Annotated in this window: 25 protein-coding genes and 1 pseudogene; 11 read left to right on the forward strand and 15 right to left on the reverse strand. The window is 46.7% G+C overall.

Translation table 11 applies throughout. The features are described 5' to 3' along the window. The first annotated feature begins 10 nt into the window (after nt 1-10). Nucleotides 11-709 carry an RNase P subunit p30 family protein gene (locus tag K0C01_RS08630; RefSeq protein ID WP_221169305.1) on the forward strand — a complete coding sequence of 233 codons (699 nt, stop codon included), beginning with the start codon at nt 11-13 and terminating at the stop codon, nt 707-709. 107 nt (nt 710-816) lie between these two features. On the opposite strand, the gene K0C01_RS08635 is transcribed toward K0C01_RS08630, so the two are convergent. From K0C01_RS08635 to K0C01_RS08645, 3 genes are all read right to left on the reverse strand, one after another. Beyond that, entirely contained in the window at nt 817-1,545 is a 729-nt protein-coding gene (locus K0C01_RS08635) for an SDR family NAD(P)-dependent oxidoreductase (protein ID WP_221169306.1), read from the reverse strand. 103 nt (nt 1,546-1,648) lie between these two features. Then, on the reverse strand, nt 1,649-2,335 hold the full coding sequence (locus tag K0C01_RS08640; RefSeq protein ID WP_221169307.1) for an SDR family oxidoreductase: 687 nt from the start codon (nt 2,333-2,335) through the stop codon (nt 1,649-1,651). Between the two features lie 155 nt (nt 2,336-2,490). Continuing rightward, the gene (locus tag K0C01_RS08645; protein WP_221169308.1) at nt 2,491-2,994 is read right to left on the reverse strand and encodes a hypothetical protein; all 504 of its coding nucleotides are present in this window, start codon (nt 2,992-2,994) and stop codon (nt 2,491-2,493) included. Nucleotides 2,995-3,146: 152 nt separating this feature from the next. On the opposite strand from K0C01_RS08645, the gene K0C01_RS08650 reads away from it, so the two are divergent. After that, nucleotides 3,147-4,451, forward strand: a complete 1,305-nt coding sequence (locus K0C01_RS08650; protein WP_221169309.1) for an Rpo12/RPC10 RNA polymerase subunit family protein — start codon at nt 3,147-3,149, stop codon at nt 4,449-4,451. A gap of 361 nt (nt 4,452-4,812) precedes the next feature. On the opposite strand, the gene K0C01_RS08655 is transcribed toward K0C01_RS08650, so the two are convergent. From K0C01_RS08655 to K0C01_RS08670, 4 genes are all read right to left on the reverse strand, one after another. Next, nucleotides 4,813-5,538, reverse strand: coding sequence for a ribosome assembly factor SBDS (locus K0C01_RS08655; protein WP_221169310.1), 726 nt, complete (start codon nt 5,536-5,538; stop codon nt 4,813-4,815). Nucleotides 5,539-5,651: 113 nt separating this feature from the next. After that, entirely contained in the window at nt 5,652-6,404 is a 753-nt protein-coding gene (gene psmA, locus K0C01_RS08660) for an archaeal proteasome endopeptidase complex subunit alpha (RefSeq protein WP_221169311.1), read from the reverse strand. A 124-nt stretch (nt 6,405-6,528) separates the two neighbouring features. After that, the gene (locus K0C01_RS13085) at nt 6,529-6,969 is read right to left on the reverse strand and encodes an Rpp14/Pop5 family protein (protein ID WP_397541128.1); all 441 of its coding nucleotides are present in this window, start codon (nt 6,967-6,969) and stop codon (nt 6,529-6,531) included. A 29-nt stretch (nt 6,970-6,998) separates the two neighbouring features. After that, nucleotides 6,999-8,666 (reverse strand): AMP-binding protein, encoded by a 1,668-nt coding sequence (locus tag K0C01_RS08670; protein WP_221169313.1) that lies wholly within the window; start codon nt 8,664-8,666, stop codon nt 6,999-7,001. Nucleotides 8,667-8,773: 107 nt separating this feature from the next. Here K0C01_RS08670 and K0C01_RS08675 point away from each other — a divergent pair, with 107 nt between their 5' ends. Further along, a complete protein-coding gene (locus tag K0C01_RS08675; protein ID WP_221169314.1) occupies nt 8,774-9,139 on the forward strand; it encodes a DUF6908 domain-containing protein in 366 nt (121 codons plus the stop codon). 809 nt (nt 9,140-9,948) lie between these two features. Here K0C01_RS08675 and K0C01_RS08680 read toward each other — a convergent pair. Then, nucleotides 9,949-11,007, reverse strand: coding sequence for a sensor histidine kinase (locus K0C01_RS08680; RefSeq protein ID WP_221169315.1), 1,059 nt, complete (start codon nt 11,005-11,007; stop codon nt 9,949-9,951). A gap of 146 nt (nt 11,008-11,153) precedes the next feature. On the opposite strand from K0C01_RS08680, the gene K0C01_RS08685 reads away from it, so the two are divergent. Beyond that, nucleotides 11,154-11,528 (forward strand): hypothetical protein, encoded by a 375-nt coding sequence (locus K0C01_RS08685; RefSeq protein ID WP_221169316.1) that lies wholly within the window; start codon nt 11,154-11,156, stop codon nt 11,526-11,528. 88 nt (nt 11,529-11,616) lie between these two features. Further along, on the forward strand, nt 11,617-11,799 hold the full coding sequence (locus K0C01_RS08690) for a DUF5786 family protein (protein ID WP_221169317.1): 183 nt from the start codon (nt 11,617-11,619) through the stop codon (nt 11,797-11,799). A 96-nt stretch (nt 11,800-11,895) separates the two neighbouring features. Here K0C01_RS08690 and K0C01_RS08695 read toward each other — a convergent pair whose 3' ends face one another. After that, nucleotides 11,896-12,111 (reverse strand): DUF7718 family protein, encoded by a 216-nt coding sequence (locus K0C01_RS08695; protein ID WP_221169318.1) that lies wholly within the window; start codon nt 12,109-12,111, stop codon nt 11,896-11,898. On the opposite strand from K0C01_RS08695, the pseudogene K0C01_RS13090 reads away from it, so the two are divergent. Beyond that, a pseudogene (locus K0C01_RS13090) lies at nt 12,067-12,246 on the forward strand (hypothetical protein); the annotation flags it as partial. The gene K0C01_RS08695 and the pseudogene K0C01_RS13090 overlap by 45 nt on opposite strands. Before the next feature lie 114 nt (nt 12,247-12,360). On the opposite strand, the gene K0C01_RS08700 reads toward K0C01_RS13090, so the two are convergent. The 3 genes from K0C01_RS08700 to K0C01_RS08710 form a co-directional block, all read right to left on the reverse strand. After that, complete coding sequence (locus tag K0C01_RS08700) at nt 12,361-13,398, reverse strand: cell division protein FtsA (protein WP_221169319.1); 1,038 nt, start codon at nt 13,396-13,398, stop codon at nt 12,361-12,363. 187 nt (nt 13,399-13,585) lie between these two features. Further along, the gene (locus K0C01_RS08705) at nt 13,586-13,855 is read right to left on the reverse strand and encodes a TFIIB-type zinc ribbon-containing protein (RefSeq protein ID WP_221169320.1); all 270 of its coding nucleotides are present in this window, start codon (nt 13,853-13,855) and stop codon (nt 13,586-13,588) included. A gap of 60 nt (nt 13,856-13,915) precedes the next feature. After that, the gene (locus tag K0C01_RS08710) at nt 13,916-14,797 is read right to left on the reverse strand and encodes a Rho termination factor N-terminal domain-containing protein (RefSeq protein ID WP_221169321.1); all 882 of its coding nucleotides are present in this window, start codon (nt 14,795-14,797) and stop codon (nt 13,916-13,918) included. 180 nt (nt 14,798-14,977) lie between these two features. Between K0C01_RS08710 and K0C01_RS08715 the strand changes: the two genes are divergently transcribed. After that, nucleotides 14,978-16,354, forward strand: a complete 1,377-nt coding sequence (locus K0C01_RS08715) for an outer membrane protein assembly factor BamB family protein (protein WP_221169322.1) — start codon at nt 14,978-14,980, stop codon at nt 16,352-16,354. Nucleotides 16,355-16,426: 72 nt separating this feature from the next. On the opposite strand, the gene K0C01_RS08720 is transcribed toward K0C01_RS08715, so the two are convergent. Then, nucleotides 16,427-17,836, reverse strand: coding sequence for an amidase (locus tag K0C01_RS08720; RefSeq protein WP_221169323.1), 1,410 nt, complete (start codon nt 17,834-17,836; stop codon nt 16,427-16,429). A gap of 742 nt (nt 17,837-18,578) precedes the next feature. On the opposite strand from K0C01_RS08720, the gene K0C01_RS08725 reads away from it, so the two are divergent. The 3 genes from K0C01_RS08725 to K0C01_RS08735 all read left to right on the forward strand — a co-directional run bounded on the left by K0C01_RS08725 (nt 18,579) and on the right by K0C01_RS08735 (nt 21,006). Further along, entirely contained in the window at nt 18,579-19,931 is a 1,353-nt protein-coding gene (locus tag K0C01_RS08725) for an MFS transporter (RefSeq protein WP_221169324.1), read from the forward strand. Between the two features lie 112 nt (nt 19,932-20,043). Beyond that, nucleotides 20,044-20,490: a universal stress protein gene (locus K0C01_RS08730; RefSeq protein ID WP_221169325.1), complete on the forward strand. Its 447-nt coding sequence runs from the start codon at nt 20,044-20,046 to the stop codon at nt 20,488-20,490. 51 nt (nt 20,491-20,541) lie between these two features. Beyond that, entirely contained in the window at nt 20,542-21,006 is a 465-nt protein-coding gene (locus K0C01_RS08735) for an Lrp/AsnC family transcriptional regulator (RefSeq protein WP_221169326.1), read from the forward strand. A 134-nt stretch (nt 21,007-21,140) separates the two neighbouring features. Here K0C01_RS08735 and K0C01_RS08740 read toward each other — a convergent pair whose 3' ends face one another. Together K0C01_RS08740 and cooS are read right to left on the reverse strand one after the other, a co-directional pair. Continuing rightward, nucleotides 21,141-22,019 carry an ATP-binding protein gene (locus tag K0C01_RS08740; RefSeq protein ID WP_221169327.1) on the reverse strand — a complete coding sequence of 293 codons (879 nt, stop codon included), beginning with the start codon at nt 22,017-22,019 and terminating at the stop codon, nt 21,141-21,143. A 2-nt stretch (nt 22,020-22,021) separates the two neighbouring features. After that, the gene (gene cooS / locus K0C01_RS08745; RefSeq protein ID WP_221169328.1) at nt 22,022-23,902 is read right to left on the reverse strand and encodes an anaerobic carbon-monoxide dehydrogenase catalytic subunit; all 1,881 of its coding nucleotides are present in this window, start codon (nt 23,900-23,902) and stop codon (nt 22,022-22,024) included. A gap of 239 nt (nt 23,903-24,141) precedes the next feature. Here cooS and K0C01_RS08750 point away from each other — a divergent pair, with 239 nt between their 5' ends. After that, nucleotides 24,142-25,425: a TIGR00341 family protein gene (locus K0C01_RS08750; protein ID WP_221169329.1), complete on the forward strand. Its 1,284-nt coding sequence runs from the start codon at nt 24,142-24,144 to the stop codon at nt 25,423-25,425. Nucleotides 25,426-25,432 lie beyond the last annotated feature (7 nt).

Below are 25,432 nucleotides of genomic sequence, written 5' to 3' on the forward strand. Positions count from 1 at the left end.
CCACTGAGACATGCAGCGTTACGAAACGATCCGGGCAGAAGACCCACAAACGATTCAGCAAGGGATAGAATTTGCTTCAAAAATTGGCTATCAGGGATTAATCATACGGACCCCGCCAGGAACAGATATTCACCGAGAAGACTTTGCTGAAATCTCCGAGGATTTTAACCTAGTTCATGCCATTGAACTTCGTCCGGAAAGCAAAGAGCAGGCAAGTGGGTTAATAGGTCAATACCGATCAGAGTGCGACCTGTTGGTTCTTCGGGGTGCCTCAAGTCCACTCAATCGCTTTGCTGTTGAGCATGAATTGATTGATGTTCTATCTGAACCGATGATACACGGTGGTGATTTCAATCACGTATATGCTCATGCTGCTAATGAAAACAATGTCTGTATTGAGTTTGGATTACGGCCAGTTTTACAAACTGCTGGAGGATCTCGTGTTCGGCATATCCAAAACCTACAAAAATTATACGAATTGGTGCAAGATGCTGATGCTCCATATGTTGTCAGTGGGCGCGCTTCTTCCCCATTTGAATTACGTGGGTGGCGCGAACTGAATGCGCTATGTGAACACCTGTTTGAGGACTCAGGGTTCTTTGAGACCGGAATCAAGCAATGGAAGAAACGGGCTGATCGCAACTCTGTACGACACGATGATGACTTCATCGAACCCGGCGTTCGGAAAGAGTATCGATCTGACGAGTGATTGATTCTGGTACCAACGTCAATCTGACAGAATATACAGCAGTAGCGAAGCGAACCCCAACTGGCTTCAGCTGTGAGAGGAAGTCAGCAAGGTTCAGAGTGATAGACTTAGCTAAACTTTTGTTCCCAATCTTGAGCTGGCATTGATTCCCCGGTAATGCCGTCTGGACCCTGTGCAAGAAGTTGTACAGCAGCATCATTCATGACATCAATATCAAGAATATTATCTCGCTCCGTCTCCGGCAGATGATCCCAAAACCCGGTATCTACGCGTCCACCGGGATCGAGTCCGTTTACATTCACTCCTGTTGACTCAAGTTCCAATGCTTGCGTTTGTGTCATTCCTTCCAGTGCCCACTTTGATGTCACGTATGGGCCCCAGTTAGTCGAGGCTCGACGTCCCAGCCCAGATGAGATGTTTATTACATTCCCTCGTCCTTGGGATAGCATTTCAGGTACGACATGTTTTGAATAGAGGAATGCCCCTGTGACGTTTACCTCAAGAATACGGCGAAAATCTTCAACATTGACTTCATACAGTGGGTGCTGCTCATCATATAAGCTCAACAAGCCAATTGCTGCATTGTTGACTAATCCTGTTATTGTTCCGTATTGCTCTTGTGTCTCTGATACGACACGCTGAACTGCTTTTTCGTCGGTAACATCTGATCTAATTACAAGTGTTTCTCCGTCCGCTGTAGATGCGACGTCTTGTAGCTTTTCCTCGTTTCTTGCGGTTAATACCACATTTGCGCCTTCTGTTGCGAACCGTTTTGCCATTGACGCGCCAAGTCCCTGACTTGCCCCAGTAACGATTATCGTTTCGTCTGATAGCATTATCTATGAGTGGTATTGCAACTGGTATAGATTTCTTGCTTTGTGATGACTGGGCTTACAGAAGAGCCAGGCTGAGTGTCTTGGGCTTCGACTTTGAGGTATTTCATCTAATCGCCTGTTTCCATTCTCGCAGCCCGACAATTGATCCATCGAGAGTTTCAGTTTCACACTCGAATGCTGCCCACTCAAACATTGCAGCGACATCCTCTGGGTCGCGGCCCTTTCCTCCCGTAATCTCGGTTGCGACTAGTCCTGGATCAACGATTCCGACAGTTGCCGAGATATCAGCAGAAAAATTACGAGCAAGTCCTTCGGCTGCCGCTTTTGAGACGCCGTATGCACCGACGCCTTCGGTTGGTTTACGGGCAACTGTTCCAGATGGAACTAACACACGAGAAGACTCTGATAGATACGGAAGTGATTCCTTAACTGTTGCAAATACCCCGTAGACATTGGTCCTCCATACTGTCTGAAAGTCGTTGTATGATTCATCTGGAAGGGGAACATTTCCACTTGTCGGCGAGGTAATCGCTGCAGCCGGTATCACAAGATCAAGTGTGTCGACAGATGCCTCTTCAAGCATTGCTGTAATTTCGTCTTCGTTCTGAACATCAATCGAGTGAATCGTTGCTTTCGCTCCATTTTCTTCTACAATTGATTTTGTTTCCTCAAGTGCCCCTGTCGAACGCGCGGCCAACACAAATTCTCGAGAGCTTGTCGCAAGTTCTGCTGCAATTGCTGTTCCTAATCCACCACTAGCTCCGGTTATAAGAATTGCACTTTCTGACATACACTATCTATCTATGAAAGAAAGCTATATTTTCGCATCCCGGCGGATACCGCCGTTTTTATAACTTGAATAATGATTCAGGTATTGTCCTATCTGCCTGTAGGGGCCAACTCCTGTCATCGAGATGCTGTCGGAGAGAGCAGAATGGAGGTGATTCACCGAAGTATTCGGACGGCAATTGTGCTTATTGCGGCTGTGGCAGTCGCGACAATCCCCACAAGCAATGAATGCAATATTAGACCAGTTAATGAAGGGGATACTGGACCAGCAGTGATTCCAACAGCATATCCCACAATAAGTACGTATATTATAGTACCGATTCCTACGCTAGTTCCAGCTATAGCAACTACAATCTCTTCTTTTGCTCCTGACCACGCTTGTGTTATCGCCCCGAAGAAAGCAGCAATGACCAGTGGAAAAAAGAACGCTGTTTGCAATGCAACTTCGGCAACAGAACGTATCTTTCCTTCTGTAATCCCATCTACTGTCCTCAAAATCCGCACTCCAAGTAAGTCCCCGATGAATAGATAGCTAACAACCGCCATCCCAGCCAATATAAAAAGAGCTGTCAAAAACTGTATGTCTGTAATAATATCGTCTATTTCCTGCTGATCTTTGGAGTCATCATCTTTTCCATGGGACTTATCTCGTTTGGACATGTGTCACCTAAGGGAATTTCTTGTTCTTACTCTGTCTTGTATATAATCAGTGTCTTTTTTCTTGATGAGTTATTACTTGACATAGATACCGGAAACTGATATGTTATCGTTACTTAGCATAGCTATTGAGGGCACTTCCCGTTTGATATTCCATGTCTGATGACATTGATGTCCCAACATATGACGATCTTAAGCAGCGACTAGCGTCCCAAGAACGGAGTTTGCCGTTCCGCGTTCTTCCGGATAACATTGCAATGTCGATTACTCGGGGTAGTCTAAATGCCAGCGAAATTAAATCTAACCGGTCCACAGCTGCCTCAGAGTATGAGAAACAACTGGAAACCGCAGCCGAGAAAAGAGATCAACTTCAGAATTTAGCACGCACCTATCAACAAGATAGCGACTCGATTGATGCCGATGAGTTTGAACAGGCAATATCAGGGGCAAGACAGGCAAAACAATCCATAATAGATCTCCGAGAGCGCCAAAGCGAGTTCTTACTTACAACAGAACACAAGCGACTAATCGAACTTCGAGACGAACTTACTGAGCTGATACAACAAGGTAATAATATTATAGAAGCTTCCTCTGCTGTCAATAAGACAAATACAGTCACCCTTCCAGAAGAATTGGATCAGTGGGTGACTGAAAAAGCAAGTCAACAGGAAATGGATTCTGACGCATATCTTCAACTTCTGTTGCAGACACACAAGCAACTACTCGAAGAGGGCAATTCACCCACAGCGGTGTCTGACCAGCAGTTTCAGCAGACAATCCAAGACCTTCGATCATCCCAGCAGGAATTGATCAATGATCTCCGTGACCGAATAACCGAGGTAAAGTTGGAATCCGAGCAAAAAGCACCAAACCATCACGAGCACTCTCACCATCAGCACGAGCTCAAGGATATCACATCAGACATAGAGGACGGCGAAGAACGTGTCGATGGGCATGCTACTGATATGACACAAGTCCGCTCAAATTTGGATGATGGGTTCAATAAATATGAAAAAACGCTGATAACACTCTTGGAACAAACAGATAATTCCATTGAGAAGTCGAAGGTTCTTGGCGAATCATTACTCGAATTACGAGAACTTCTGGATCCGGCTGTTAAGAAATATGCTCAGCAAGACTTACTGTCAGATATAATGAAAACTGCTAACCGCCAGAATATCACTAAAGCTCGATGCGCTGAATGTGGGTCAAAAGTTCAACTTTCACAACTCACGACTCCTCAATGCCCCTATTGTTCAAGCCGATTTGTCGATGTCGAGTCAAAACAACATGTAACAGGGCTGATTCGGCGACCAACGTTAGTAACAAGTGGACGTCCGGCATTAGTGAGTGCTGAAACAGCTGAAATCACTGAACGCGTTGAGGAAACACTTGAAGAAACGCAATTAACAAAACACAGCGAGATAGATAGTGAGCTAATAGATTCCGACGGTGAATAATCAAGATTACTCGACTCACATAATACAATATTTTCATGTATAACTTCTTACCATATATCTTTGTGTCTCCTCCAAATAGTGTGCTTAACTTTGAGTATTTAGCATAGTGTCTGACAAAGCTAAAATTGATATTTAATATACAGCCAGCATTATTATTGAACCAGACATAGCAGAAAATGGAGCGTCGATGGAAGATTACGCTCCGACAGAATGCCCCGGCCCAAGCCCCCTGTCATCGTTGCCGTGCCTCTAATTGACAGACTCTCTAACTGCCGTATCTTTCAGCCCCTATCTTTTTGAGTCTCTCTATCTTGCTTGTAAGCGTGCGAGGCGTCGTATAATCTCCTTGTGGAAGGGGAGATCAACGGGTCTTGATATCGTCTTCGTCTCGAATGATTTGTGTTTCTGCGTTTCCACTCGTCTCCTCATTGACCAGATTGTAAAACTCGTCCTGCAGACCTGCCGGAAACGTGAGTACTCCGATCCATCCTCCATCTGGTTGCCACTCTTCACGGTCTAGTTCACCAAACTCACGAATTTTTGCTTGAGCACTTCCGGCGTAATCGGCCGAAACCTGAACAGCTACTGTCACCTCATCAAAACGAATCGGAATCACTGGCCGTAATGCATCAAGTGCATCGTCAATCTGTGACTCGACCGTTTCCATTGGGTCAACTCGAAAATCGGTTTCTTCAAGAGCGCTTTCAATACGTTCTGGCGGGTGGGGGGCGTTGTCCATCTGTGGGTTAACCGCATTACGAGCAATCTTATTTATCAACGATCTCCGTTTCTGCTCCTGCATTTCTCGCCGCTGTTCGGCCGTAATTTGAATCTCTCCTTGTCTAATTACTTCCGGGATAATCTCAAGTGGCTCTGTAGTACCGAATACTTCCTCTAGATCTGATTCTGCTGGCCGGTCACCTCGAGAAGCGTTCTCGAATACATCCTCTGCAGCAATCACATCCTCAAGCTCTCCTTCAAATTCCCCTCGTTTGATTGCTAAGGCAGCATCTGGATCAACGAGCACTTCAAATCGCGTTCCATGTGATTCAAGCTTTGCTGTGACAGCCTCGTCAAGAGATATCATATCAGCGGATAGGAGTGCCCGAATAAAAGAACTTATCCAACGAAACTGTGAGATTGGTTAGTGTTGCCTGTTGGTTCTGGATCTCATTGTCTGCTTAAAAAAGCAAACAAAGATTATTCTTCGTCTTCCTCAGGCTCTTCAAGGATCTCTTCTGTCGCAAGATACTCTTCGACTTCTTCGTCTGTTAGCGTGATGAACTGCTCTGACTCAACATCGATTGTTGCCATGCCGACTCCCTCTGGCCGAAGTTCTTCTTCATTTACCGACGCAAGCGCGTTCAGTGCAAGCTTGATACCTCCTTCAAGATCCATCCCTTCCTCATAATTTTCTTCAAGATAGTCCTGAAGTTCACCTCGATCAGCCCCGACAGCGAGTGCTTGCCATTCATACGGCGTTCCAGACGGATCCGTCTCGTATAACCGAGGTGTACCGTCTTCGATACCGCCGATAATAAGTGCGACACCAAACGGACGTGCCCCACCAACCTGCGTATATTGCTGAATATGATCAGTAACCTCTTTTGTAAGCGTTTCAACACCAATTGGCTCGCCATATCGGAGTTGGTTAACCTGCGTTTGTCGGCGTGCGAAGTCTATCAATTGTCGCGCATCCGCAACATGACCAGCCGAAGCGATCCCAATATGATCATCTGCCTTGTGAATCTTTTCGACACTTGTTCTCTCCATCAATGGCGATCGAATCCGCTTGTCAGCGGCGAACACAACGCCGTCTTCTGTCCGAATACCGATGCTTGCTGTTCCACGCTTTACTGCCTCGCGAGCATACTCGACCTGATAAAGTCGACCATCTGGTGAAAAGATCGTTATTCCGCGATCATAGGCCTGCTGTTGAGCTTGTCCCTGCATAGTAGTATCACTTAAGATTAATTTGGAATTGGGTCGTGTTATAATCGGACAGAAGTTGGATATCAATTATAGATATCATATTGATCCTCCGGTCCGATTTTGAACACGACAATTCTCTGTTTGTTTATAAACTCGGGCCGTGTAAATACTTTTCTTCACAGGAACGTACCGTCCCGCTCGTTCCTCTGATAAATATAAATGCTGGGGTGTCAGAAATCTTAGCAATGCATGCTATTGCAGCTCGAGCCTTTGACTCAGTGTTCCTCCGAACCCGCACAATTGCCTTTCCGTGCTCGTTGTTGAACGTGAATTTAACAACCTGGAGTCCACAGTTGGCACTTCCTGTATCTCCTAACAACTGTCTGGCAGAGACCCAACAAGCTTTCTGAAATTCTTCACGCGTCACTGACCGTTCATGCGCGAGCGTAAACTCCACTGCAAGATATCGATAGCGCGGTTGTAAATGCTTAGGGAGGTGTTTCATAGGAAGATGCTCTACAATCGGTATAACTACTGGTAGTATAATATCCTTCAAACCAGTTACGCTATCTTCCCAATGACGCATTAGTTGTCATTGTCGTCTTGGAGCTATCACTAGTTATTTTCTCGCAGCTTTGTTCGTTGTATTTTACCACTACTTGTCATTGGCAGTGAGTCAGCAAATTCAATTTCTCGAGGATACTCATGAGTTGCTAAACGATCCTTTGCCAATTCTTGTAGTTCTTCTCGAAGCTGACTGCTCGGCTCCGCCTCTGCTGTTAACTCAACGTATGCTTTGATGATTTCCCCTCTAGTCTGATCTGGGATACCAATAACACCTGCCTGTTCTACTGCTGGATGCTTCAATAGGACCTGCTCGACCTCTAACGGTCCAACCCTATATCCTGATGTAATAATAACATCATCAGCACGTGATTTGAACCAAATGTATCCGTTTTCGTCCATTGATGCATGATCGCCGGTTAAATACCACCTATCATGCTGTTTTTCTTTTGTTGCTTGTGATCTGTTGATATACCGATCAAAGAAAACTTCATCGTTCTCTGGTTTAACTGCAATCTCACCTACTTCGCCGGGTGGTAACTCATCATATGTCTCTGGATCAAGAATCTTTACGTCATACCCAGGGAGCGGTTTGCCCATACTTCCCGGCTGCACCTCAAACCAACGAGATGCATTTGATACAACTAAATTTAGCTCTGTTTGTCCATAATATTCATTAACTGTCAATGACTCAAACGTTTCATCTGCCCATGTGAGTATCTCAGGGGTTAAGGGTTCCCCAGCCGAGGCAATCGTCTTTAGCGACAAGTCATACGACTCTGGCGATTCTTCCATGAGCATGCGCAGTGCTGTCGGTGGGATCAGAGCATTCGTGATAGTTTGCTCTTCTAAAAGCGTATACACTGATTCCGGATCGAACCCCTGCATTGGTGCTGCGACGACAGTAACGCCGTAGTGCCACGATCCCATTAATAACCCTCCAAGTGCGGATCCCCATGCCCAATCAGCTGGCGTCCAATTAATTGCAGCCGAGTCCATGTTCCCATCAAAGAAATTGAACGCAGCAGCGGCTCGGCCGAGCCAGAGAGCGTGTGAGTGTAACGCACCTTTTGGCTTACCAGTTGATCCTGACGTGTACATAACTGCACTTCCATCTGTGACTGATCCAGATGGAGGAGTAAACTCAGTTGATTGGTTCTCAATTTTGTTTTCGTAATAACTGGTTTTAACAGGATATGTCAGGTCTGATGATTTCTGTGACTTGGATCCGTCATACCACTGGTGTTCATCAAGTATTATCGCGTGCTCCAAAGAATCACACTCTGCTGCAGCATTGGCAACTGCTTGATCAACAGATGGATCAAAAATAACGGCTTTTGCATCTGAATCGGAGAGTCGATATGCGATAGCGTCGGTACCGTACATCGTTGTCATCGGGACTGTAATGGCTCCGAGCTTCCAGATTGCAAGATGTGATACCGGTGTTTCTACTCGCTGCGGACTAACAACACCAACGCGGTCATCGGCCGTTATTCCAATCTCAGAAAGTGCATTCGCGAGCCTATTTGACATTTGGTTAATCTCGGTAAATGTGTATTCTTGACCGGCAGCTGCATCAATCAATGCTGTTTGTTTTTCCACATTCGGATGTTTTGTGATTAGGTCTCGTGCTGGATGGTATTCCGACGGAAAGTCCCAAGTGAACTCCTGTCTGGCCTTTTCATATGTCTCAAAATCAGATGTGATGTGCCATGGCATCGTTTACTTGCGACATCACAGATATCCGGAAATGATTGTTTCGATAATGAAGGATATCCATTGAGTCCACACATTCAAATCACAACCCGAAGGCAGTGCAGCCTGTCATGAATGTAGTACGAGAAATACTACGCGCAATGAACATCGAGTCAATTGATGAACTAGATATTAATGATCCAGTCACAATTACTGTACAGGGATATGATGATCTCACAATCGAGCGAATCGCAGATTGTCAAGTAAGTGTTGCCCACCACTACGTACAACGTGGTGATCTGATGTGTGACCCTGAAGTTGTCTTTGCTATTGATGATGACCAGTGGATACCCATTGAGTACACACAGCATCCCTTAGTCCACAAATATGATAAAACTGGACTCGACATTGATGCATTTTTGAAACGCTGGAATACGAATCTCAGAAACCAAGGATTTCTCCGTGCTGCACGAAATAATTGTAACCGATCCGAGTAAACAGCCGGTCTTCTATGGACGGAACACGCTGAGTATCCTGGAGCTTGTCTTGATACCCTTCGCAAACAGAACACCCCGAATGCTTCAGGACTCTCATCTCATAGCTATTTACTGTTTGATAACTTTGACTTCCTCCCACAGCTGAAGCCGGTGGGTGTTTGCCTCGCTACCATCTTGACCTCCTCCACACGGCTGAAGCCGTGGGATTCCTCCGTGGGTAATCCAACCAGTTGATTACCCCGGCTGTGAACGTGCGGGTTCGCTGATGCACCTTCGGCCCTCACAAGAGGGTGTGGCGTCTTGAGTATCCACTCGGTGTTGCCCTCCAATGACGGAGTGACACTCGCGGGCGTCCAGCACCGTGAGCAGCAGGCCGGGCCATCGGCCTGACTCTCCGTTCCAGCCACGGATCGGGAGTCCTGTGATGACATGCCAACCGCTGCTGGTTGGGCTGCAAAGGTGTGTAAGTTGTGTAAGAGTTGAGACGCACTCGTGGCCATCTTGAGCATGAGTGCGTTCCCCGCAGCAGCATGTCACATGTCCGCAGAATGATAACCCCTCTGATAAAATAAACGTTGGGATTACAACTGGTCTGTGTCACGTAGCTTGTGGCATATCATATCGGCTTCATCCCACGGCTAAAGCCAATGGGCTTTCGCCTTGCTACCGCTGTAAGTATGTTATACTGCTCACTCTGACCGAAGAATAAGCCAAAAACTCCTTTCAAAAGCACCTTGATCCGAGTCTTGATAGCTTCGGGCAACTGACTTTGCATCCAATGAGATTGTCTCGACACCGGTTATAACTCACTATAGTGATTTTGTTGCTGTTTGAACCCGTAGACGAACACGATTCCCGCCAACTGGACTTTCCTCGAATATGATGTCGCCGCCAAGACAATCAACCGTGAGCTTGACTAACCAGAGTCCTAGTCCATTCCCATGCTGGTGCGGTGTTATCTCTGCATCTCCAGTAATTATTTTCCGTTCTGTCTCTGGAATTATTGGTCCATCGTCATCAACTATGATATCGGTCCATGCTCCCTTATCAGTGTGCTCAGTCGATATTCTTACATGCGGTGTTTCTGACGGATTGTGTACTACTGCATTTTCAAGCAGTGCGTTGATAGCTGGTTTCAACTGATCATTAGCACGAATATAACTTTGATCTGATAGCTCTGATGTGATACATGCGTCCGGATATTTCTCCTGTGCTTTGGCAACACTTTCTTGTAGAAGCGAGTGAGATTCGACATCTCCACTACTTTGAGAAGAATCGCGGAGAAGTTGAGTAATCTGAGATGCCTCCTCAGAAAGCGACTCAAGATTGTCAGCCGCTTCCTTTATTGCCATTATAGTCTCCTTCCTATTCTCAGGTGTCTTTTGGACAGTTGTTAGCAGTCGCTCAATATTTCCGCTAATAACTGTTGCTTCTGTACGGAGGTTATGACGAAGCACCCGATTGAATACTTTTAGCTGCTGCTCCTGTTGAACCACTTCAGTAACATCAATGTAGATTGCATATCCGTCAACAGTTGCCCCATTGTACGGGATTCCACGATACAGGAACTCTCGCAGCCCACTGCTCGTTTTTCGCCGTACATGCTGATAGTTCACTTTTCCAGCGTCTGTCCGCTTATCAAGTATAGTTGCTTCTTCTCTAAGCCAGTCTGGAACAATATACTCATTGAGCGGAGCGTCAACAATTTTCTCTCTTGGATAACCAAATGTTTCAATAAATGGTTCATTTGCCTCTCGAATCATCGGTGTATTATTAACAAGCTCAAATCCAACAACGGCATCTTGGATATTATTGATCAGACACTGTGCCGCGTCAACTCCTTCTGTATCAAGAATCTCTGGGGCCATACTATAGTAAAGATACGTCTAGCAGGAGGAACTCTTTCCGCGGATATACTGCCTGCCTTTTGTGTAAATATTTCCACCGTTGCGATACTGAAAATATTATTGACTGTATCAGAAGCAAATTTCTAAGGGCAAGCCATATCTACAATATGAACTTCATAGAGCCAAATACCTCGACTACAACTCCACGGGGTATACGAGTAATCTCTGTGCTGTTAGCTGGGCTTGCAATCTATACTGTCTTCCTGTTTCTTTTTACTGGGACAGTCTCATCGATGGTATCTGTTGGGGCTGTACTATTTTTCGGTGGAACTGTCGTTATTATTAGTATTGCCCTGTATCAACAACGGCCAATCGGTTGGGCTGGATCGTTACTTATTGCCATTACCTTCCTTATTTATACGATGGGATCTGTTATCTCTGCAGGATCAAACATTTCTGTACAACAAATTCTAGCGATATTTAGTGGATTTGCTCTCTTTGGATACTTGATGGCTAATCGGTCTCTATATCTCACAGAGTAAACTAAAATGAGTTATCCCATCAATATTTAAATTAAATTACAGATGTCATACCATGTGTTTTTAGTTGCTATCGTCCGTTAACTATAACATGGGCTTTGGAAGCTACGATGAATCTGAGCAAAATGATCAAGACGTGGAGTCTGACGATGATGCTGAGGGGATTAATGTGCACAAAAACGATCATGAGGGAGATGTCTCGTTCGACACCGAGGAGTCAACTGAAGATCTCGTAAACAAGCTCGACGACATCCGCGACGAAACTGACGAGTAACCCGTCAACTTCCTCGAAGCTGTCCTTCTTGCTAATTCTGTATACGTGAGTCTCACGTACTAATTATATCAGTAGTTGGTAGCACGGTTTCTTTATTCAGTCGGCGGCGTTGAACCCCTCGTTCACAGGGATCGGGCCGATCACCTGCTCCACTCGGTACTTCTCTCCATCGCGGTAGATGTCGATGTGGAGTCCCTCTTCGGTGATGTCGTGGCCGCCAGGTGCGTCCTGATCGTGGTCGTACCGGACAACCTCTCGCCAGTCACTATGCTGGAGCAACGTGAGGTGTATCGGCTTCAGATCATCGACCACGGCTAGGTCGTGAAGTACGAGGGTGACCGCCCGGTGGAGACGGCGAAGAACGCCATTCGTCGGGTCGGCTCACACTCGCGCTACGGCTTCGGAGAACTCCGAGTGATACCCATCGAAAAGACTGTCAAGAAATAGAAATACAGTGTGAATTAACTCGCTGAGTAAATCCGAGAGATGCCCCGAAATCCCTCGTAAAAAATGCACGCCGCAGACTGAATAAAGAAATCGTATTACCAACAACTGATAACGTTACGCTTCAGACTCTGTTTCTGCTGGTTCTTCACTGGTTTCTTCTGTTGTTTCTTGTTGATCCTCTTCAGAGCGGGCAGCAACTAATGCACCACTGGCAACGCTGTACATTGGTTCGTCGACTGAGTGTACTCCACTGATTGAGAATGGTAGATCTGCCTCATTTAGATGTTCTGCAAAGAGATCGTCGAATCCGTCCGGCATTGAAGTTCCGCCAGTAACAACAACTGGAACGTCCATTCCTTCCTCAATGTCTTCCTCATCAACTTCTCCTTCAATGTTCTCGATCACGTAATTGATGAGGTTCTCATAGTAAATCGCTAAGGCACCTTCAACGCCACCGACATCCGTCTCGAAATCAAGTGCGAAGTCTTCCTCTTTGATGCTTGTTACTTTGTCTACTGGGGTACCTGTTGCTTGAGCGGTCTGCTCATCAATCCAGTCTCCTCCTCGAGCAATTGAGAACTTCATTACTGGGACGGCATAATAGGCTAAGCAGATGTTGGTCATTCCAGCCCCAAAGCTGATTCCTAGCCCAGTGAAGTTATGATCTGCGAGCTCAGAGTAAATCACAGCCATTCCTTCATTAATCGGTTCCGGATCGTAGCCCATATCACTCAGCATTGATTCGAGCGTTTTCTCGTGATATAACGTTGAATAATCTGAATCCACAGGATCAGCTGGGCTTGAGAAGAATAACCGCTCGTCCTCATATCGAGGCTCGCCAACAACTTGTTCAGTAATCAACTGGATCATTGGAATTGCGGATGACTCATCTCGAGAGAGAATACCGTCCTGCATCGGACGGCGTGTCTCTTTGTTGAAAATATTTGCAAAGTTCAAGGCGTCGTCTCCGACAACATAAACAGTGTCGCCTTTTCGTATGTGCAGAACTTCACTTCGAGAAAGCATCTGTTCTGCCATGTCGCTGTATTCGATTTCGACGAACGAGTTGCGCTGTTGAACAAAAACCGTTTCGGAGCCTTCCTGTTGGCTCGATATAATGTTCATCGTGCCAACGTCAATACCTTTGGCCATATATTCTCTTTATGCTCACCCTAAAAGTAGTTTATTGCACAGCGTTGCTGGCATAATCCCAATATAATAACTGTTGGTATAAATAAAACAACTATTTTAACTTCTGTAGGCTAAGCCCCGTTCTCAAGGCGCCGCCGAAAGTGGCGAATAGGCAGGAGTAGTTTACTAATAGCTTGGTACGCAAACTTCAAGATTTTTTTGTCACTCTCTTGGGACCGGCAGACTCAGAATCATCTTCCATATCACGTGGAGTCACTACACCTTCTGCCCGATGCATGTCGGACTCCCCTTTAGACTCTGCAATCCGGTCGAATGCTTCTTCCCACGACTCGGATTCGGGCTGGTCGGGATCTCGGTTAATATTAATCCCGACGAATCCACACTCCTCACAGTGATGTGCGGTTTGGTTTCCAAGCTGGTATGATTCTAAATCGGATTCACAGCGTGGACAGTCCATATTGGTATCTATACACTGGATAGTACTTAGTAATTGACTTTGCTAGAGAATTAGTATATCCTATCTATAATGTTGGAATAAGAGCGCTCGGACATCGTCCTTTGTTCGCGCAGTTTCTGTACTGCCATCAGGTAATTCAACTTGGTATCGCGCATCGCTGTCTGATTTTTCCCATTTGTCACTATGTGCTTCAAGAAGATTTAACATCGCATTGAGCCGTCCTCCAGATTGTCCTGACGTCGTGTCTGTGTCTGGTTCTTCTGGTTCAGAAACTGCTTCAGCATCGCTATCGGAAGTAACTGCTTCCGCTGCATCTGTCAAATCAGGAGCCACCGGACTGGCAGATTCCTCTGTTTCCTCGGGGTGATCTGGTTGGTCAACTTGTCCGCTGTCCGTTGGCTCGCCAGCCTCTGTTCCCGTTGAGGTCGTGGTCGCGTCTGCATCTCTAGATGCATCTTTATTCTCTGTTTTTGTTTCTGGTTCTGATTCTAGCTCTACATCAACAATAGCCAGTGGATCCTCGTGAACCTCCTCAATCTTCTCAAGAATCGCGTCAATAAGCTCTGCCTTTGTCATACTACTGCGGCCGGAAACATCGTATTTAGCCGCAATCGTGTATAGGTCCATATTCTCGGCCTCACTCTGGTCTGTGTGCCGACGATTTCTCTCTTTTAGACTTTCTTTTATTTCCTCCGGCGAGAAGATGTCTGTATCGCTTGATTCCCTGTCTGTTGTCTTTCCAGTGTCACCTGTATCCTCTGCCGGAGCGCTAATATCAGCTGTCCGATCTGGGTCGTCAGCTGTCTCTGCCAAATCAAGTAAGTAATCAACAGCGGCTGATGTTTCAACGGTAGCGTATGGACCACCGTGTGTCTCCTCAAGTTCTTTGCGCAGTGACTCAATCCGATCTTGTTGTTCTTCCGTGATATCAAGTGATGGCATGGTGTTATGAATGTGTTTCTGACACGTGTCACGTCGACACGCCAATTACTATCTATATGATGATATAGTGGTATCACCCTTATATTTCTTGACGTAGTTTGATTTTACTCTCACTAATTTGTAATTTGTTGTAAGTAAAACAACGCATATCTTAATACCCTGAGCGTTACGAACATATATATGGAAGATACCCAAGGATCGATTGCTTGGCGTTTTACATCTGAAGGTGAATCTGTATCATTGCCAACAATTGCCGGTGAGAGTGTATACGTCGGAGATAGTGCAGGCTATCTTTACGCGATTGGAATCCAGAGTGGTACCGAAGAATGGCGTTTTGAGACAGGCGGGCCAATTAACTCAGCTCCTGTCGTTGCTGATGGATTAGTCTGTGTCGGCAGCAATGATCGTACGCTGTACGCACTTGACCAAAAGACCGGAGAAACGCAATGGACAGTCGGAATTATTGGGGATATTAACAACTCACCAACTGTCTCTGATGGAGTCTTGTACCTCGGAACTGAGGGTGGGCATCTTTACGCCATTGATGTCACTGATGGTGAAGAAGTCTGGCGGGTCAGCGTAGGGAGCGGATTTAGCCAAAATCCAGTTAGCTCTGCACCAACGATCGTTGGTGATGTCGTATACTTCGGTGATAGCTCTGGGTCTCTCCATGCAGTAAATAAAGAAACCGGCGACGAATACTGGCGGCTAAGAACTAATGGGGCTATCCGGTCAACGCCGACAGTAGTCGACGGAGTTGTTTACTTTGGATCTACTGACGGAACATTGTACGCTGCTGATGCGACTTCGGGAGAACACCTCTGGGAATTCCGAACCGATGGTCGAATAACTTCATCTCCAACAATTGCCGACGAGACTATCTACGTGGGGAGTCACGGTGGCACTCTCTATGCACTTGACGCTGAAACGGGGGAAAAGCAGTGGCGCCATCGCGTCAGCGATCGTATCGAAGCATCACCAACTGTTGCTGGGGATACCGTCTATATCGGAAATTCAAAAGGTAGATTATATGCAGTCAACGCAACAGAGGGAACTCGAGACTGGCACTTAGATATTAGTGAACAAATCACTTCTCCACTTATTAGCGGTGGCGTTGCATACCTTGGAAGTGGCGCTCGAACTCTCTATGCGATAGAGGTTGGTGAGAATGACTCCAGCCGTGATTCTCGTGTGCTGTTGGGATCGATGGGTCATCACGACCAACACGTAGACTCAGATGAGACGACAATCACTGATGAGCAAGTGCGTGCTGATATCAAACGAGAGCTTGAGAAGGCAGATATGGAAATTGGCGGCACTGAAGAAGCCAGCACACGTAAACTCAAAATTAATACAGAGATTCTCGATGATGCTAAGCGAGAGATCACTGAGACAGCGAATGAGAAACGGACGACCTCATCCAGCGTTGACGATGCTGTATCGCAACTACAGAACATGCAGGGAGGAGAGTCTGAGACTGCAAGCGGTGACAGTGTCGATGCACAGGCTGATGCGTTACGTGAACTCAAAGACCAACAGCAAGAGTCTGATGAGTGATCGTTGTATAAGCTGCTGTTTCCTGTAATTGGCGTTACATCAAGATACTGTAACGATATATAACTGAGCGGCTTACTGGCTTCTGTTTTCTTCGACTATCTTACTGGCTACTAATACCAAATCGTCCTGATACCGTGGGCCGATAACCTGCAGTCCCACTGGAAGCCCGTCTTCTGTTGTACCAACCGGAACTGATGCAGCCGGATGCCCTGTCCAGTTAAATGGCCACGTAAGTACCCTTTCCCACTCTGTCGCAGCGCTTGGGTTAATATCTGCATCAACATTCCCCAATGTCGGGGTCAAGAGGATGTCATAATCTACGAAGACATCTTCCACTGCGTCAAATAGTTCTGTCCGGACAATTCCGGATGTTGCAATGTCTTTTGTCGTAACAGAGTCTGCTTTTTCTATGAAACTAACCAAAGTGTCATCAACTTTGTCTGGATAGTCCCGAATGTCAATATTAAACGACTGTCGAAGCGTCTCTGCCGCTCGCTCAAGGCTAACACTAAATGTTTCTTCAACGACCGCGGTGAGCTCCTGCATGTCCCTCCCATGATCAAGCGCTACGGTATCGACATGAGTCTCTCCAGATTCAAGTCGTTCTATCTGGCTCTCTATAACGTCTTGAATCTCTGAGTCGACCTCAAACACATCTAGATTTGGACTGTATGCTACTTGTAACTTAGATGTCCCCGCTTCTATTGCATCGAGAAACGAAATATCGACAGGCACACTTGCAGGATCACGCGGATGCATACCTGTAATTACGTCCATGACTAAGGCAGCATCCTCAGCCGTTCTTGTGATTGGTCCTGTAACTGAGTGATGCATTTTCTTCCCGAAGGCATTTGGTCGTGACTTAACCGGCACAAGTCCATATGATGGCTTTAAGCCAAATACTCCACATAATGTAGCTGGAATCCGTATCGAGCCTCCAGCGTCGCTTCCAATCGCAGCTGCTGCCATCCCCGCTCCAACTGCAGCGGCACTTCCACCAGATGATCCTCCAGCATTCAACGACTGATCAACTGGAGATGCAGTTGGTCCGATAAGATTGTTATCAGTCATTCCTTTGTGTCCAAACTCTGGTGTGTTTGTTTTCCCGATGATAACTGCTCCTGCCTCCTCAAGTCGTTGTACAACCGGAGATGTTTCTGGAGATGTGTATCCCAGCTCGTCAATGAGCTTCGACCCCATTGTATGTCGGACACCTTCCTTCCCCTGTCGTAGGTCCTTAATTGCGATCGGAGCTGCGTAGAGCGGATTCTGTGAACGCTGATCCTCAGAATACGCCTCAAGCCTGACGGCTTGTTCTTTCGCAAGATCCCCAGTTACTGTAATAAACGCGTTAATATCTGGCTCCTGCTGATCAATCTTCTCAAGATATGTTTGTACAATTGCTTCTGGTGCAATCGAACCTGATTTGGCACGCTTTGTTATCTCCCTCAAAGTGAGTCCTGTGATCTTCTTTTGGTCCATGCTGCCGAACTGTTAGTACCATATGTCCCGTCCAAAATGAAACTGATGCCGGTTTGCTTGTCTGACAGTTGTCAATCCATTTTTCCATAAGATCTTGGGGGATGACTGTCCATGTATCTTGGGCTAATCTCAGAGCTTTTTAGTGAACTTACCCCGCCCTACTCCGCTCGGGGTGTGCCCTCGCTTCGTTGAGGGCGGGGCTTCCTGCCTCTCGGACAGGATTTCCTGTTTCCACGACGGCACTTGCAAGCACTGTCTCACGCTGGGACAGGCTCGCAGCGGTGCCAGTCTCCGCAGGCGTTGCTTTGGATTGTTCCAACCCTACTCGATGGTGACGGCGATGATAGAGTCTGACCGTGGTTATGATCCCACTCTAAGCCAGCCTCATGAGTGAATCCCGTCACGACTCAGTATTTGTTGGCAATTGAGTTGAATGTTTTTGATTTGATTAAGCGACGGCTGTATCCCCGCCCTACTCGCTCCCGGTGGTCGCCCTTTGAGGACGGGGACTTAGCCTGCAAAGGGTTAAAAGGAAGTTATGGTATATATTCATTCGTTACACACGTCCACTATATTGTTCCTTTACAGCGGCAAATATCACATTATGATAGTTTCAAAACTTTTATTGACCATATTGTTCTTCGTGTTATTAGGAGAAAAAGACGATTGAGGAGGAATCGTCCTCCTGTTTCGTTCACAAATCTGTCGAACAGCTCAGATGGTGAGCGAGGTGCATGAAGAGATGACATCTACAACAGATCAATCGAATACTACACTTAACGGGACCCCTCGCCAAGGACTTCTCACGGCAACGTTTGGGTTCTTTATTGGTTTTGCAGGTATCGTCGTATATGGCCCGGCCGCTGATCAGTTCGAGCAAGCGATGGGACTGTCTGGAATCTTACTCGGAATTTTAGTCGCCGCTCCGAATCTTGTTGGTTCTTTGATCCGGATTCCGTTTGGGGCGTGGACCGACGATGTTGGAGCAAGAAAGCCTTTTCTGATCCTTTTCGGGCTATCGATCATCGGTATGGCTGGTCTCTCAGCTATCCTCGTATTGTTCTATCCCAGTGGCCTTTCAATGGAGCTGTATCCACTGATCTTTCTCTTTGGCGCATTGAGCGGCTGTGGAATTGGTGCTTTCTCTGTTGGTAATGCGCAGACATCATACTGGTACCCAGCAGATAAGCAGGGAACAGCACTTGCCATCTACGCTGGAATCGGAAACACCTCACCAGGTGTGTTTACGATTCTTATTCCTGTCGTTATCGCAACAATTGGACTTACACAGACCTACCTTCTCTGGCTTGTGCTACTTATACTTGGGACAATCATCTACGCTATCTACGCTGTAGACCCGTACTATTTCCAACTTCGAAAGCTCGGTGTCGATCCAGACCGAGCGGAGCGCAAAGCCCGTGAACATGGCCAGGAACTGTTTCCAAGCGGAGACACATTTAAATCTGTCAAGCAGGCTGCCACAATTCCGAGATCGTGGGCACTTGTGGCAATGTACTTCTCATCGTTTGGTGGATTCCTTGCGTTGACCGTTTGGTTCCCGACATACTGGACATCATATCACGGGATAAGTTCCAGTGTTGCCGGTGCTCTGACTGCAATTGGCTTCATTGTCCTTGGAGCGATAATCCGTATTCCGGGCGGTATACTGAGCGATCGAATTGGAGGCGAACGAACCGCTATTCTTAGCTTCAGTATTATTGCTACTGCTTCGCTAATATTGATGCTCAGTCAAACATCAGTCCTTGCAGCCATTGGACTTGACACCTCTTTGCTCGGTGTCTCCCCCTGGACGATAACAGCAGTTATTGGAATGGTTGTTCTTGCAGCGGGCATTGGCGTGGCCAGTGCAGCCGTGTTTCAACTCCTCCCACAGTATGTCCCTGATGCCGTTGGTGGTGCATCAGGACTTGTGGGAGGAGTTGGAGCCTTCGGAGGGTTTGTTGCCCCGCCATTGCTCGGAATATTTGTTGACCTCTATGGGCCAACCGGGTATGCGCTTGGTTTCATCCTGTTTTTGCTTTTGGCCCTTGTTGGATTGCTTTTGTCTGTCAGTCTATATGTAATCGATAGCTAAGTTACGTTCGTGACTTGGTTTCCCGTCAACAAATTCGCAGAAGGAGTCTCATGTGCTACTTACCAGACGGTTTATGACAAAGTCTAATTCACTCGGCGTTTATGTATCAACCATGAAAGAGAACGTTTTGGTTGCCATTGACCAGTCCGATCCAGCATGGGAGGCTCTCCGAGAGGCCTGTGCATGGCTCAACACAGATGACTTAACTGTTCTTCATATCCTTGATACTGGAGAATCAAGTTATGGAATCGAAGGAGGCGCAGCAGATGCATGGCATGCTGCAAAACAGGCTGGGGCAGACGATCTATTTGAACGTGCAGAACAGATCGCTGCGGAGTACGATGTCGACATTGAAACTGCGGTTGAGTATGGCCGTCCGGCAGATGCTATCATCCGCTATGCCTCTGAGCATGATATTGATCATATTATATTGGGCAGCCATGGGAGATCAGGACTCTCTCGGATGTTGCTTGGTAGCGTTGCTGAAGAAGTGGTTCGTAATTCCCCTGTTTCGGTGACGATCGCTCGTCAAACTAAAGAAGAGTCAACCCCCGACTAATTCCAAGACACAGCCAAAGAACCTTTTTTCGTCTCTCTCGCATATACAGATATGAAAGATCCGGATCTCGATGATGTTGACCGCACTATTCTCCACGCGCTGCAAGAAGACGCCCGGAACATTACATCCGACGAAATTGCCGAGCGAGCCGGCGTCGCGGGAAGTACCGTTCGAAAGCGAATTAAGCGACTTGAATCTGAAGGCATAATTCAAGGATACAGTGCAAATATCAACTACGACGAATCAGGATACCCTATTCGAATGCTTCTGTACTGCACCGCTCCAATACCAAAACGAGGGGATCTCGTTTCTGATATCCTTGATATCCCTGCTGTTGTTTCCGTTCAAGAACTCGTCACAGGTGAGGAAAATATATTAGTCACTGCTGTCGGTGAGACAGATAGCGACATTACTCCAGTTGCACAGGAACTTCTTGATATGGGTCTTACCGTTGTTGATGAAGTTCTTGTCCGCCGCCGAAGATCAACACCGTTTGATGAATTCGACGTTGAGTGATATTTTGTCTAAGAATTATCGCATAGAAGTGCAATTTACTTGCCGAGTTACAAATTCCAGCTTTCTTCGAGGAGAGAATCCCACCGTTTACGCCGAGGAGGATGTCACGATTGTTACGAAGATAGGATTCCTGTCTAAATTTCTGATGATGTCAATACATCGATAATACGGTCTGCAGCTTCTTCTAGACGAACGCTCGCCTGTATTGGTGGTCTTCCGTTGAGTGCGGCATCCATAATCTCATCCTCGTACGGAATTGTTTCAATGACTGGAATGTCGATCTGCCCTGCAATCTGTTCGTACTGACCATCCCGTATTTTGTTTAGAACCACGTACACTGAATCTATACCCAAATCGTCAGCCATCAACTTGATTGTCTCGACCGTTTCGATGGCTGTTTGTGACGGCCCGACAACAATTATTATTGAATCAACACTTTTGGCAGTGCCTCTACTCAGATGTTCAACACCAGCTTCCATATCGAGGATAGCTACATCGGACTCAAGGGCTGAGCTGACGAATGAACGCACGAAGTTTTGCTCCGGACAAAGGCATCCCGTATTCGCTGTTTCCGGAGTTCCAATTGTAACCAGTTTTCCGTTCTCGCCAAATGAGGATGAACAGTCTGAGAATACATCGTCGATCTCCGGATTCATCCTCACTAGCCCGTTCCTACCGGCACGTTGTTGAATTAATGTCTCACGATCTGTGATTGGTATCGGTGACTCACAACCGATTGTCGTTGATAAATTTCTATCTGGATCGGCGTCTACAGCAATGACTTCTTGATATGTGGATAATCGTCGGGCAAGTGCTCCAGATAGTGTTGATTTTCCAACGCCTCCTTTTCCGGTAACGGCAACTCGTAGCGTCTGATCATTTAACTTAGCTATAGGTTTCGTAGGACGCTTATTGTTAATTTCCTTGTTGACATGAGTATGGCCGTGTTCATGATCATAGTCTTGATTATGATCATGCGTGGGTTCTTGATGATTACCACAGTGATCGCACATAATCAGTCACCTCTTGCTGGTGAAGCAAACAGAACTTCTCGTCGCTGGTCGATTGCGCTAATAATTTCATTTGCGGCTGCGTCTGGGTCTGACTCCTGTATAAGGTACCCACCGGTTATTTCCTTCAATTCCTCAGTCAATATTTTAGTCACCTCATCACTGTGATTGACAGGTAATTCTGGAGCAACGTGCAGTGGTAATCCGAGAGCTAATGCCCACGTACCGATACTAACGGCCTTTTCAGCGATCAGTTCTGGTGCACTTGCAACCACCGGTAACTGTCGCGTCGGAGTACCTGTTTCTTCAGAAAGTGTGCGCAGCACATTTCCAATTCTTGAGTTATCAACACATGAACCCATATGCCAAACTGGCGGTAGCTCTGCTCCGGCCGCTTCCTCAAGATTGTCAAGAACTGTTGCTAAGCCATCTCCGGCCATCTTATCCGTATTTTTGGGGTCAAGATATCCCTCTTGTGCGGCGATATGTCCAATGCATCCTGTTACGACTGGTAAAATGTCTTCTGCAAGCAATTCATCGATCAAATTCTCAGTCATGTCAGCTGTTCGTAACTTTGGATTGGGACACCCCACAATCCCCACAATCCCTCGTAACTGCCCGGATTTAATTGCTTCCACTAATGGCTGTGTTGGGTCCTCAGGGTTTGCGTTAGCTAGCGTTTCAAAAACAAATTTATCTGAAACGCCTACGACAGCTTGCTGCGTTTGATCTGGTACGTCCGTTGTATAGCCCGGTCTCTCAACTCGGTCCTGATAGGCGTCGATCCCCCGCTTAATTATCTCCTGTGCATCTGCATCAGCTGTTTCTGGATTGAAGCTAACGTGTTCAGCCTCTGGAAGCTGAACGAAGTCTGTTGTCGTGATCAACTTTGTGTGGTGACACTCAATCAGGTCATCTAAGCCGGGCCAAATACATTGGACATCAACGACCATTGCATCAACTGACCCCGTTGTAACTGCCATCTCAGCTTGTGTGCTGTGTGCTGCAAGTGGGATATCATCTCGCTGGGCAAGTTCATTACCTGTACAGCAAATTCCAACAATGTTGATTCCATCAGCCCCTACTTTCTTTGCTTCTTGTTCCATTTGTTGTGCGTGCTTTACCACCATTTCACTAAGAACAGGTGAGTGACCATGTACGGCAATATTCACTTGATCTGGATTCAATACACCGAGGTTAGCCTCGGTTGTTGTTGGCATCGGAGTGCCAAAGAGTATGTCTTGTAGATCAGTGCCCATCGTCAATCCAGCATATCCATCAGCTAATCCCGCCTCAAGAGTCCCCTGAAGGAGATGCCTTGAGTCTGCATCGTTCCCCTGTGTTGTCCGATGCATTGCACGGGCGACTTCCATATCTGCGCTCGCAGTCGGCTGAATATCTTTTTCCGTAAGGTACTGGCGCTGTTCTTTCGGCATTCGTTGAAGCCAATTTAACGTTCCTTCATTGCCTTCTTCAAAATCATTGAGGGCGGCATCAGCAACTGCCTTTCCAATTGTATCAATGTCTCCTTCTGCATTAATCCCTAAATCCTTAGCAATGGTACGTAGCTTCTGCTCATCACGAATTTTGTATGTAGTGTTATCTTTATTGACAACCTCTCTCAGCACCTCTGCAACCTCTCGAGCGTGATCAGCATGGCTGGCAGCACCGGCCGCAACTTGTCGGTATAGATTTCGAGCGACAACCGTTCCAGGCCCGGCACCACATACACCTCGGTCCATCCCCTGCTTTTCATCAGTTACCCGGCATGGCCCCATGTGGCAGATTCGGCAGCACCCTCCCCCTGTTCCGAAGGGGCACTGTGGTCTGGACTCTTCTAAACGATCGTACGGTAACGACTGATCTTCATCCCCAGAATAGGACATCTGTGCACCTCTGTAATATATGGTGCATGTTAAACGTTTACCAAGGTAACAAGTTCCTATCCTCTTATTTTCGATCAAAGAAACCTGAGGTATATAGCGTATTGCCTCAAAATGATACTATATCACAGGAGTAAGGTAATAACTAGGCCTACTTCCTGGATTTATCTCAGGATACGTAGTTGGCTTCCGTTTAGACAGTAACGTGTTTTATTACGGCATCAGACATACATCCCTTCATTGTGCGGCTTGTTCAACTCACGGTTTCATCTGAAGAAGAGACCACGGTTCACCGAGTACTCAAAAATTACAATGCCGACTATATCGAAACGGATGAGACAAGTGACCGAAACTACTCGGCCGTAATCTACGTACCACTTCCGAAAAATGCCGTTGAGCCACTGCTAGAAGAGTTACGGAACGCCGGTATCAGCCAAGATGGGATTACAGTTATTGTTGAAGCTAGTACAATTGAGTCGAACAAATTCAACGAATTACAGGAAAAATATGCTGAGAATAAAAGTGAGGAGCGAATTGCAAGGGAAGAACTGCAGTCCACGGCCCAAGACCTCCTTTCATCGCGAGGACATTACTATACCCTCACTGTCATTAGCACTGTTGTAGCAACTGCTGGACTTTTGCTCAACTCCCCAGCAATTGTTATTGGGGCAATGGTCATTGCGCCACTAGTCGGGCCTGCCTTGGCGGCAAGTACCGGTGTTGTGACAAACAACGATGAGCTGCGATCGCAGGGGGTACTTCGACAGATCTACGGGGCGGCTGGAGCCGTGTTGGCGGCCACCGTTTTTGCAGCTTCAATTCAAATTCTAAATGTTGTTCCTCCTGGAATTGACATACTCGGTCTTGAACAAGTTCGGGGACGATTTGCTCCTGACTTTCTGGCATTGATTGTTGCAATCGGGGCAGGTATCGCAGGAGCGTTGAGCTTATCCGCCGGTGTTTCGGCAGCACTTGTTGGTGTGATGATTGCGGCAGCATTAATCCCGCCAGCCGCAGTTGTTGGGATTGGACTAGCTTGGAGTGAATTCACACTTGTTGCTGGAGCTGGAATCCTGCTGGGTGTTAATATCCTCTCAATCAACTTGTCTGCATTAATGGTGCTATGGTATCAGGGATACCGACCTGAACACTGGTTTGAACAGTCTGATGCTCGTAGTATGATGCGCGTCCGCGTTGCAGCACTCGTTATCGGCATATTAGTGCTTTCTGTCTTCCTCGTTGGTGTTACATTTATGACAAACCAAGCAGCAGCACATGAGCAGACAATTCAAACAGAGGTGGATAATATCGTTGATGATCACTCTGATCTGACTTTGATTGATACTGAGGTGGAGACAAATGACCATCCGTTACGAAGCTCAATTGATCAAGTGACGGTAACTGTCGGAAGAGAAGGGGGCACGGATCTGCCACCTTTAGCTGATCAAATCAAAGATCGCATTAACGAAACCGTTGGCGAGAGCGTTGCCATCGATGTTAGATTTATTGAACAACAAAGACGATAGCGTCTAA

The organism is Salinarchaeum sp. IM2453 (assembly GCF_019693215.1).
In the GTDB taxonomy this organism is placed as follows: domain Archaea; phylum Halobacteriota; class Halobacteria; order Halobacteriales; family Salinarchaeaceae; genus IM2453.